Source organism: Streptomyces beijiangensis, from assembly GCF_017315755.1.
Classification (GTDB): Bacteria; Actinomycetota; Actinomycetes; order Streptomycetales; family Streptomycetaceae; genus Streptomyces; species Streptomyces beijiangensis.
Genome location: NZ_JAFLRJ010000215.1, coordinates 1 through 10,380, shown reverse-complemented (window position 1 = coordinate 10,380; position 10,380 = coordinate 1). Strand labels below are relative to the sequence as shown.

Here is a 10,380-nt window from a genome sequence, read left to right as displayed (position 1 = left end):
GCTCCCCGGGGAGCGAGGCGCACCTGACATCACGGCGGTCCAGCACAACGTCAGCGACGAGAACACCGCTCCCGCGGACACCGCGGAAGCCTTGATCGACGCCGGTCCTGAGCTCATCGCCCTGGAGGAGCTGACGCCCTCCGCGCTGCCGCTGTACGAGAGGACCCTGGCGCCCGCCTACCCGTACCACGCGGTCGAAGGCACCGTCGGCCTCTGGTCGAAGTACCCGCTGACGGACGTGCGGTTGCTGGACATCAGGCCCAGGGGAATCGACGAGGGCTGGAACCGCGGGCTGCGAGCCGACGCGCGTACGCCATGGGGCGACATCGCCGTCTACGTCGTTCACCTGCCCTCGGTCCGCGTCCGGCCGAGCGGCTTCGACTCCGGCTATCGGGACGAGAGCGCCCGGCTGCTGGGCGCGGCCGTCACCGTCGAGAAGGTGGACAAGGTGATCCTGCTGGGCGACTTCAACGGCACGGTGGACGACCGCGGGCTGGCTCCGGTCACCTCGCACATGGGGCCACAGCCAAGGGACTTCGCGCTCAGCTGGCCCGCGGCCTTCCCCGTCTCACGGATCGACCACGTCATGACCCGCTCGGCGACCGTCACCGGCATCCGGACCCTGCCCGCCACCGGCAGCGACCACCTCCCGGTCGTGGCGGGCATCAGGCTCGCTTCCTGACCGGCGGCTGGGCCCTCACAAGTCGGTCGCCCGTTCATGACGCGGCTCGTACAGACCCACCTCACCGCCACCCGGCAGACGGAACCTGGTCAGCCGTCCCCAGCGCGCGTCGGTGAGCGGCTGTGTGAACTCCACGCCTTTCGCGGTCAGGTCCGACACGGTGGCGTCGACGTCGTCGCACATCAGATAGAGCTCCTGCGACTCCGGGCCGTCCGTGGGGTGGACGGCGACCTCGGCCGGCGGAAGCTTGAAGATCAGCCAGCCGCCGCCCGCGTCGACGTGCGGATACTCCAGCACGTCCCGGAAGAAGGCCCGGTCCGCTTCCGCATCGCGGCTGTAGATGATGACGTGTCCACCATTGATCACGCAGCCAGAGTAGGACCCGTGAGGGGCGAGGCGGCGACGGCACCTCGACTTAAGATGCCCTGACTCGATGAGTGGATACGGGGGAGAGCACACATGACATCGCTGAAGTTCCGGGCTGCGGGCCGCGACGACGCCGAGGGGATCGCCCGGCTGCACGCCGACAGCTGGCGGCGGCACTACCGGGGCGCGTACTCCGACGAGTTTCTGGACGGCGACGTGGTCAGCAACCGGCTGACCGTGTGGGCATCGCGCCTGGCGACCCCGTCCGCGTCGGCGACGATCGTGGCCGAGGACGACGCCGGGCTGCTGCTGGGCTTCGTACACGTGGTCTTCGACGAGGACCCGCAGTGGGGCAGCCTCGTCGACAACCTGCACGTCATCAACGCCAGGCGGCGTACGGGCCTGGGCAGCGAGCTCCTGACCCGGGCGGCCGAGGCGGTCGTGGGCGGAGCTACGGGGAAGGCCCTGTACCTGTGGGTACTTGAGCAGAACACGTCCGCCCAGGGCTTCTACCAGGCCTTCGGCGGTACGTGCGCCGAGGAGCCGACGACCGTCGGGGCCCCGGGCGGCGTGGCCGCCCGCCTCAACGGCACCCCCAAGAAGCTCCGTATGACATGGGCCGACGCCGCGACGGTGGGGCGGCTCAGGCCAGCCGCAGATCGATGAAGGCGACGCTGTCGCCCGGCAGTACGTACCGCTCGATCTCGACGAACCCGTGCGCCAGCGCGAACCGCAGCCCCTCCGGATTGGACTCCAGGACGACCGTCTCGACCACCTCGGCCCCGAGCGCCCGCGCCACCGCGAGCCCTTGCGCGTAGAGCTGCCCGCCCAGACCCTGCCCGCGCCGCTCAGGCAGGATCCGGGCGATCACGGTGGCGGTCGATCCGTTGTCGCCGGTGGGCGGACGTACGGTCGAGCAGCCCACGAGGACGTCGCCGAGATACGCGACGTACAGCCGGTTGCGCCCGGCGCGCTCGCGGACCTCGTCGAGGGAGAGGACGGAGGAGGCCGCGGGGATGATCAGGTTGTGGACGCGCTGCCAGTCCTGGAGCGCGGCCTCGCCGTCGGCCTGTTCGATACGAAGATCAGTCACCGCTGCAGAAAACCCCACACGCCCTGAAGCGTCAACCAGAGCGTGGGTCGTCACAGGGACTCCGGGATGTCCAGCTCTCCTCCGAATGCTGCTGCCCATGGACCGGAGTCAGCGGCAACGGCATCTGTCCCGCGGGCCCAGGCCCTGAGGCTGCGTCGGGAATCGAGCTCTTCGCCCGTGGAGGTGAAGCGGCACTCGCGCACAAGGCAGGCCAGGCCGACGAGAGTGGTGAACTGCGGCAAGCTGGTCCCGAGCAGTGCTGTTTCCGCGACCGATGCCAGCACTACACGACCACTGTTGCCTTCCAGGACAACCGGGTCACCGAGCCAGCGCCCCACCAGGTACGCAGGACCGGTCTGTCCCTCGGATTCCACCAGGCCGGTCTCGTCGAGCACTTCGGTGGTGAGGAATCTCAGTCGATGCTCGTCGAGGGCGGGAAACCCTACGTCCGTAAGGGAGTTACGGGCCCCTGGATGCGTCAGCCCTTCGGGGAGCGAGGCCTCATCGAGCCTGCGGAGCGCCCCTGACCCGAAACGGGCCTCCAGCCATGCGCGGGGAGGGGCATGGCGTGCGGAAAGGGATGTGGGCAGAGGCCAGTCGGCAGCGCGTCGGTGGGTGCCGACGAGTGGTGCGGGCCAGCGACCGGGTCGCTCCTCGTTCTCTTCCGCCTCCAGAACCTCCACCACGCAGACTCCTCCGGCACCGCCCAAGGCCCACAGACTGTCGCCGGCCCACTCCGCGTCTCGTACGCTTTTTGGCAGGCGGGGGACTCGTAGCCCCGGAGGCGTTGCGCGCGGCGGGTCGCTCTCGGAGGCCTGCAGGGTGCTGCCCTCGGTCCGCCCCACCTCTCCGTCGTCGTCGAGGAACACGTCGACGATCGCGGGGGCCGAGATCTCCGCTCCGTCAGCAAGCCGCCAGGTCTGCTCCAGATAGCGTTCGTCGCCCGCGTCCTCCGCGTCGTGGGCCACGGCCATCTCGTGCTGGCCCGCCACCGCGGGGTCGCCGTCGACGGTACCCAGCTCCACGTAATCGATGGGCCCTCCCGTGCCTCCGGTGCCTCCGGACGCTTCCACGGATCCGTACGGACGCCACCGCGACCAGCGGGTGCGCCAGGGCAGAGCCACTCCGCACCCTGCGAGCCGATCGGCCCACTCCCGCCGGCCCCTGTGCATGGCCGCCCAGTGCAGCCAGGCCAGCCATTCGCCCTGGGACTCGGGGGCGACACCCTCCAGGTCGAGATAGTGGGCGTCGGAAGCCGTGCCGCCCGCCGGGATCCCTTCAGGCCAGGCGAGCGCGATCCCCTGCAGGAGCGCCTTCCGCTCCGAGTGGGCGACCAAAAGCTCTTGATCATCGATCAGTTGGGGAAGCACCCCGGCGAACGCTGCATGGACGGGCAGCGTTCGGGCCGCGTATCGCGCGAGCGCATCCTGCCCACCGACGGCTGCGAGAAGGGCTTCGGTGATACGGAGCTGATCCGCGGCAGAAGCAGGGCGGTGAGCGCGGATACGAAGCTTCAAGGCGTCCGAGATGAATCCCACGGATCCGGATCCATCGACTACCAGGACGCCCATGAGCTCCGCCGCTGCCGCCTGCAGGGCTTCCGTCCCAGCGACCCCGCCCCCCGCCACGTTGAGCAGGTCCCACACAGCGAAAGGAATGTGGCGAAGCTCGGCGGTCGCCAGTGCGTGAAGCTGCGGGTAGGACCTCAGGGCCGTGGGGTCGATGCCACTGCCGTCCCCGTCCAGTACGACGCGGGGCGAGCGCTGGACGCGTACCCGATCCGCCGGCCGATCGCCTTCTACGACAACCCGAACGCATCCACCGCTGTGCCAGCCGAACGCCTCGGCCACCGCTCCGGCCACCCGGTCCGGCTCGTCGGAAGTGAAGAGGGAACCGGCCCACTGTGTATTGGCCAGCAGCACAATCGCCTCCCCGCGCTGCTTCGCGACGACATCCAGAAGCGGATACCGGCCCGGTCGGCCATCTGCTCGGAGCCCGAGTTCTGTGAGTACAGCTGTGACTACTTCGCCCCCGGAGAGCCCGCGACAGTCGACGAAGCAGGCGTGGGGGAACTCCCCCAGGACCCTGGTCAAGAGCCGTGTCTTCCCGGTCCCCCCTGCGCCCACGAGCGGCAACACGAGCCCATGGCGCCGCGGCTCGGTGAGCCATTCCTCGATACGGCTGTACGCCTCCTCCGGCTGCATGCGCCTCCCTAGTTGTCTCTTCCGTCGTCAGCCGGGCATGTCGGCCAGGGCCCTACCGGTCAGCCAGTGCTGCAGAGGGCACTCGATCATGAGGGTTCTTGACTGCCGTAGTCGTAATAAACGGATTCGAAGTTGTCGAACTCGCCTTCCCAGGCGGGGGATTCGGCCGCGGAGGGATCCACCGTTCGGAACCACGCCTTGAGGCTCTCCGCCATGTCGTAGAGCTCTACGTCTCCTGCAGTGAACGTCGTACCGAGGGCAACGTGATAGACGGCGAGCAGGACCAGGAACTGCCCGATGCTGCTGCCCGCCAGATGGGGCCGGCGTTCCGCTCCGGCCCGGTCGGCGATGAGCACATGGCCGCTGGTTCCGTCGAGCCACAGCTTCCGTGCGCCGAACTGTCCGAGACCGGACAGGAGGGTGCTGTCGCCGACGGGGTGCAGGCCGCCGCTGGGCAGGTCGGTCGCGTACAGGCCGCAGACACCCTGCGAGATGGGCCAGCCCACTTCGCCGAGGAAGCGTCGGGTTTCCTCGTGGCGCACTTCGCTGGGGATCTGCGCCTGGGGAAGAGGCCGACACGCGTCGGCTCCGAAGAGGTCCTCGTCCTCCAGCCAGGCGCGGGACAGGCCGTGGACGGGCGGGATCGGGAAGGGAAGTTCCCACGGCGCGCTTCGGGTGAGGGGCCCTGGAGCGAATAGTTTGGGCCAGGCGTCCCTCGGCAGGGCGGCAACGGCCTTCTCGTCCACCTCTGCGGCGAAGAGACCGCCGGTGCCTGCGAAGGCCCACAGCGAGGTGCCTGGATCGGTCTCGCCCAGCCGTACGGCTTCGCAGACGGCGTCCGGCGTCCTGGGTACGCCCTCGTTCGATGTCTGAATGGACCGCCAGACGTCATCCGTGCGTTTGTCCGCGTACTCGACGCCGGGGAAGGGTTCTCCCGGCAGCCGGCCCGGGGAATCCTGTTCTATCCGGGTCGGCTCGACGAGGAGTTCACCGGTCCGGGCGTCCCAGATGCGCCGTTCGCACACGGCGTGGTCAGGTCCGGGTGCCTCCAGCTCGCGCCAGTCGCTCAACGCCCAGCTGCCCTCGTACGACGCGGCACGCAGGTCCTCGACCCAGCGGAGGTCTTCAGGCCGATTGCCGCCGCGCCCCGGCATCCGCCAGTGCGACCACACCGTCCGCCATGGAAGCGGTCCTGCTGCGTCGGCCAGAGCCCCGGCCAGTGCGGAATCGCGGCGGCTGACCGCCGCATGGTGCAGCCATGCGACCCACTCACCCTGCGAGCCGGGAACAACCCCTTGAGCGTGCAGGTAGTGGATGTCCGCGGCCATCCCGCCGGGTGGTACTCCGTCCGCAAAGGCCAGGGCCAATGCCTGCCACAGTCCGTACCAATGGGCCCGCGCCAAGAACCCGGCATCTTCCAGAAGCGGCGTCAACTCACCGGCGAGAGCGGCATGGACGGAGACAGCGCATGCAATGTAGGCGTCCACGTCGTCGCCGTGATGCTGCTGCCACAGATCCAGCAGTGCTCTGGCCACCTTCCCGTGCTTACGCGGCGAAAGCGGAAATGCGGTACGTGCCGCTCGGTGCAGCGCCTCGTCCGTGAACCGGACCTGTTCCCGATGTGAGCTGTCGGTCTCCACGACGAGAACCTCCGGCCAGGCCTGGGCGATGATGCGCAGATCCCGTGGCTCAATGGTGGCGTCTGCCAGCACATCGGAGACGGTCTTCCACACGGCTATCGGCAGACTGCGCCTCTCCATGCCTGCGACCGCAGCAAGTGCGCAATCCAGCATTTCCTGGGGGAGGCCAGGGACCACGGGGCGCTGGAGAAGCGGCTTCGGCCCCTCGTCACAAGCCACCTCGACAGATATCCCCAGGTCCCAACTGAGCTGGGCGCGTACCGAGGTGGCGATGCGCCCCGCCTCGGTGGACGTCAGTAGTGGACCCGCCCAGTACACATGGTCCAGTTGGATTGCCAGCGGCCGTTCAACGGCAACCGCCTGGATGACTTCTGCCATGACCTCGTGGGCTGTACGGCCCAGGCAATTCACACGCACCCGTAGACACCGACCCCGTTTGACGCGTTCGAGGGGCCATTGTCGCGCACCACCACGGTGCGGACTCTGCCCTGCCCTGAGGGTGCGTCAGGCGGTCCGGCCTGGTCGGCGTGCGGGCAGGTGTTACAGGTAGGAGAAGTTGTCCGGGTCGAGTACATGTTGCCAGGACCGGCTTGCAGCAGCGGCCGAGTCGATCTCGGCAAGCCATGAGCGGAGTTCGGCCAGAAGGTCTTCGGAGTCGGTGCCGTCGGACTGGGTGTAGGCGAGCATGTACCGCCAATGCAGGGCGACCATGGCCGTGAATCCAGACAAGGTGGTGCCGACGAGCGGGTCTCCGGGCTGGTCGGAGTCCGGGGCTTCCGCAGTGGTCTGCCGCAGGATGCGACCGGTGGCTCCGTCGAGGAGGAGGGTGCCGTCGATCCAGGTGCCGAGTCGGTAGAACGGGCCGTCCCCGATGGAGGTTTCGTACTCCCGGGCCCCTTCCCAGGGCACCTCGGTGAGTTCGGATTCGTTGAGGTTCTCGGTGTCGAGTCCGTAGAAATCCTCTACGGCGGGAAGGCCTGTGTTGCTCAGGAATTCGCGCGTGTCCAGATGGGTCAGTCCAGCGGGAAGCTGTTCCTTTCCGAGCGTATGGACGTGGGCGGCGCCGAAGAGTGAGGACAGTTCGGCGCGGGAGGGATGTCGGTGACGTTCATCGAAGGGGCGGGGCGTGATGCGGCCGGACCGCAGGATGCGCGGCAGCGTACGGAGTTGGGTACTGCCCGCTTGGGTGCCGGCCTTCACCGCGTAGAGCCCGACCGGGCCTCCGATCACGATCAGGTCGCCGACGGCCAGAGCATCTCTGGCTCGGGGTGCCGGCAGGATGCGAGCCACGTCGGGGTCGTCGGCGCGTTCGATGTGTACGCGGTTCCAGGCCCGCTCCGCTCGCCATAGCGGGGAAGAGGCAGCGTCACCCGCTTCGTCCTCCGGTGCCTTCGGCTCGCGCCCGGAACAGACTCGTCCGGTGCGCGCCTCCCAGCTGAGTTCCGTGCCGTCGTCGTTGGTACTGATGACCTGCGTGCCGTCAGGGGTAGTGCGAAGCTGATCGATGCCGCCTGTCCATACGCGGTTTTCCAGGAGCGTGCCAGCCGGCCGTGCATTCGCCCACACGGTGGTCCAGGGCAGCGCCCCAGCAGCTGTTTCCAGCGCTTCGGCTCGTTCTGCGTCGCCTCGGCACACAGCGCTGTGATGGAGGAGAGAGAGCCAGTCCGCTTGTGACGCCAGGGAGACAGGAAGTTTGGCCAGGTAGTGGAGTTCAGCGGCGCGGGTGCCCGCGGGAATACTGTGGGGGAAGGCGGCATCCAACCCCTCCAGCAAGGCGTAACGCTCACACCTCACCACAGCACGGACATCGCCGAGAAGCTCTTCGAAGCATCCGGCGGCCGCAGCGTGAGCCGGCAGGGCGCGTGCTGCGTACGCAGCCAATCGTTCCCCGTTGCTGCCGTCGGACAGACGGCGAACCATGGCGTGCTGAAAGGCGCGAAATACGTCGGGGGATACGGCCTGCCGAATGTGATGAGCCGTCGACTCGCTCTTGAAACGCACCGGGTATTCATGTGCTTCGTCGACCGTGATAAGTGCTGTTTCCAGCGCGAGGCCGTGAAGTTCGTCCTCAGTCACGTTGTGGCCGAGCGCATCGCAGACAGCGGACCATTCCTCGAATCGCACGGCGCGCGGTTCGGCGAGGGCCAAGGCCTCGACAGCAGCACGCTGCCGTGGCTCGAGAGGCAGTCCGGCACGGTCGATGCGCTCAGCAGGGGGAGCCATGACGACAGTGGGCGCCCCGGCCCAGGCGCGGGCAACGGAGTGATCCATCTCCGCAGCGAAACGTACACCGGTGGACCGGTATTCCGACGCGAGAACTCCGACTACATCGGTCAGAACACGCTGTGGCTCCGCGGTGGTGCGCACGGACCCGGCCCACTGGGTGTTGGTCAGCAACACCACGCGGTTCGAGCGTCTTTCGCTCATCTCGTAGCAGAGGTCATAGTTGTCCAGGAAGGGACCGTACTCGATCTTGAGGGCTCGCATCACCTGGTGAGCCAGTTCACTCGCGGAGAGTTCGGAGCAATCGATGAGCAGCGCTCCCTCGACGCGCCGGGCGGCGTCCTGGATCAGCCGGGTCTTCCCGCTGCCGGTCGTTCCGTCGAGGAAATAGTTTCCGAACTCTTCGGAAGATCCCATGGCCCAAACCGAAAGCATGTCAAGCGCTTCGTTGAATTCATGCGCGAGTACGTCTTCTGGCATGTCTCGTCCCCGGTCGTCTCTGTTAACTCTGTGCCGGCACCCTCAGGCCGCCTTCCCCCATGGCCCGCACCCACACCTTACCAAGTGCCGCCATATTCTTGGCCAGGTCCCTGTCATAGAGAGCCTTGCGGTTCACGCCGGGAGAGGCGCCGTCCACCAGCTCGCCATTCTTTCGGTACCCCGTACCGTAGAACACGTCCACTCCGGGTATGCGCTGCGACAGGGCGTTCGAGCAGTTCGCGTGCCCCTGCCCGAAGCCGCAGGGTTCCCGGTCGGTGTAGAGGCTGAGTGGTTCGTATTTCTTTCCGTCCTCACGTGTTGCATTGACCTTTTCGAGGTAGTCCAGGATGTTTGATTCCGAGTGCTTGCCCTTTTCTCCCGTGACGTTGGGGTAGGAGCTGTCCACGAGGTAGCTGATTTCCCCAGTGGTGGGATCGTGGACTTCGATAACCGCGTAATTTCGACCTGTAAAGTCGGGGCGGTGTTCACCAGAATCGCGAAGAGCGCCGGCGATGCCGGACTTGTCGAATTCGGCGATGATGGAATCTTTGAGTTCCTGTTCGTCGCGGTTACGCGCGGGCCATTGCGCTTTCGCGTGTGCTTCGGCCCCCCGGGACGGCTGATCAGCCGAATGCTCAGGACTTGCGCCCACGGCATGCGCTTCATGGAACTTGAGGCTGAGGCGGGCAAGAGACGCAACGACAGCACCCTGTTCTCCGGGGTGCATGTCCGCGAACCCGGGAAGCAGTCGCTCGAGGTCGCTCCGACGGAGGGTTACGGGTGCGGGTGATCCATCGGCGGAGTTGGGCGGCGTGCCCGCCTGCAGGGCGTCAACGAGCGGAATGCGCGTGGTTTCCGTACCGTCCGGATGTTGAACGGTGCGGGGTTCCATCCAGTCGTTGAGCTGCTGATGGACATGGTCCATCCCGACCTGACGGACGTTGTTGGTTGTACGCAGGTGCTGCTGGTCAGGCATGGGGTGCATGCCGTGATGTGGCGTCGACTTGGCAGTCTCAGGTGCCCCGAGCCGCGGATGGTTCGTACGGTTCGGTTCGTCTCTGGGATGAGGCGTGTCCTCAGCCGTCGGATACGGAGCCCCCGCAGGAGCCTCCGGAGCGCGCCGGCTTTCCGTCGGCGAGTTCGGCGAGTTCGGCGAGTCGCGCTTCGGTGAGGATCCGCTCTTGGACGCGTCAGTCGCCGTCGGCGTGGTCTGGGGTGAAACCGGCCGCCGGTTCGCGTCCAGCGGGACCGCGAAGACGCCGTTCTTGCCGTCGTGCAGGGGTGTTCGGCTCGTGCGGCCCGTCTGCGCGTCGATGTACGTGATGCGGCCGTTGTGATTGACCGCGTTCCAGGCGTGCGCACGGCCGTTGGCGTCCTGGGTGATGATCACGGCCTGCGAGCCGTGGCCCGAGTCGCGGAGGGTGTTCTCCAGGCGGTTGAACGCGTTGCGGCCGTCGCCCATGTCGCTGAAGCGGGCGCCCAGGGCATTCTCGATGCGGTTGCGGCCGTTCGTCTCACCGCGGTCCGACGGCAGGCCGTCGGGGCCCGTGTCGGGGGTGCGGGCCGCTGCCGCCGTGGGGTTGCCGGAGAGGGTGTCGGCCGTGGAGAGCGCCACGTCCACGCAGTTGTTGTTACGGCCCGGCGCGTCCGTGCCCTCGCCGTTGATGTGCTGGACCCAGGGACCGTCCTCCG

9 protein-coding genes are annotated in these 10,380 nt (G+C 67.5%); 3 read left to right on the top strand and 6 right to left on the bottom strand.

From position 1 onward, the window contains the following. On the top strand, nucleotides 1-682 hold a 682-nt coding region (locus tag J0695_RS22550; RefSeq protein ID WP_206963991.1), incomplete at its 5' end, for an endonuclease/exonuclease/phosphatase family protein. A gap of 15 nt (nucleotides 683-697) precedes the next feature. Here the strand turns inward: J0695_RS22550 and J0695_RS22545 are convergent. Then, entirely contained in the window at nucleotides 698-1,048 is a 351-nt protein-coding gene (locus tag J0695_RS22545; RefSeq protein ID WP_206963990.1) for a VOC family protein, read from the bottom strand. Between the two features lie 93 nt (nucleotides 1,049-1,141). Here J0695_RS22545 and J0695_RS22540 point away from each other — a divergent pair, with 93 nt between their 5' ends. Then, nucleotides 1,142-1,714, top strand: coding sequence for a GNAT family N-acetyltransferase (locus tag J0695_RS22540; protein WP_206963989.1), 573 nt, complete (start codon nucleotides 1,142-1,144; stop codon nucleotides 1,712-1,714). Here the strand turns inward: J0695_RS22540 and J0695_RS22535 are convergent. Continuing rightward, a complete protein-coding gene (locus J0695_RS22535) occupies nucleotides 1,692-2,141 on the bottom strand; it encodes a GNAT family N-acetyltransferase (RefSeq protein WP_307798720.1) in 450 nt (149 codons plus the stop codon). The genes J0695_RS22540 and J0695_RS22535 overlap by 23 nt on opposite strands. Before the next feature lie 50 nt (nucleotides 2,142-2,191). Beyond that, entirely contained in the window at nucleotides 2,192-3,478 is a 1,287-nt protein-coding gene (locus J0695_RS22530) for an SUKH-4 family immunity protein (protein WP_206963987.1), read from the bottom strand. A gap of 6 nt (nucleotides 3,479-3,484) precedes the next feature. Here J0695_RS22530 and J0695_RS22525 point away from each other — a divergent pair, with 6 nt between their 5' ends. After that, nucleotides 3,485-4,357, top strand: a complete 873-nt coding sequence (locus tag J0695_RS22525; protein ID WP_206963986.1) for a hypothetical protein — start codon at nucleotides 3,485-3,487, stop codon at nucleotides 4,355-4,357. A gap of 74 nt (nucleotides 4,358-4,431) precedes the next feature. Here J0695_RS22525 and J0695_RS22520 read toward each other — a convergent pair whose 3' ends face one another. From J0695_RS22520 to J0695_RS22510, 3 genes are all read right to left on the bottom strand, one after another. Further along, a complete protein-coding gene (locus tag J0695_RS22520) occupies nucleotides 4,432-6,105 on the bottom strand; it encodes an SUKH-4 family immunity protein (RefSeq protein ID WP_206963985.1) in 1,674 nt (557 codons plus the stop codon). Between the two features lie 420 nt (nucleotides 6,106-6,525). Beyond that, nucleotides 6,526-8,688, bottom strand: coding sequence for an SUKH-4 family immunity protein (locus J0695_RS22515; protein WP_206963984.1), 2,163 nt, complete (start codon nucleotides 8,686-8,688; stop codon nucleotides 6,526-6,528). A 22-nt stretch (nucleotides 8,689-8,710) separates the two neighbouring features. Continuing rightward, nucleotides 8,711-10,380 (bottom strand): toxin glutamine deamidase domain-containing protein (locus J0695_RS22510; RefSeq protein ID WP_206963983.1); only part of this gene is annotated, 1,670 nt, incomplete at its 5' end.

Coding starts and splice junctions, on each gene's coding strand:
- J0695_RS22540 (WP_206963989.1), top strand. CDS start 1,142: ATGACATCGCTGAAGTTCCGGGCTGCGGGCCGCGACGACGCCGAGGGG.
- J0695_RS22520 (WP_206963985.1), bottom strand. CDS start 6,105: ATGGAGAGGCGCAGTCTGCCGATAGCCGTGTGGAAGACCGTCTCCGAT.
- J0695_RS22515 (WP_206963984.1), bottom strand. CDS start 8,688: ATGCCAGAAGACGTACTCGCGCATGAATTCAACGAAGCGCTTGACATG.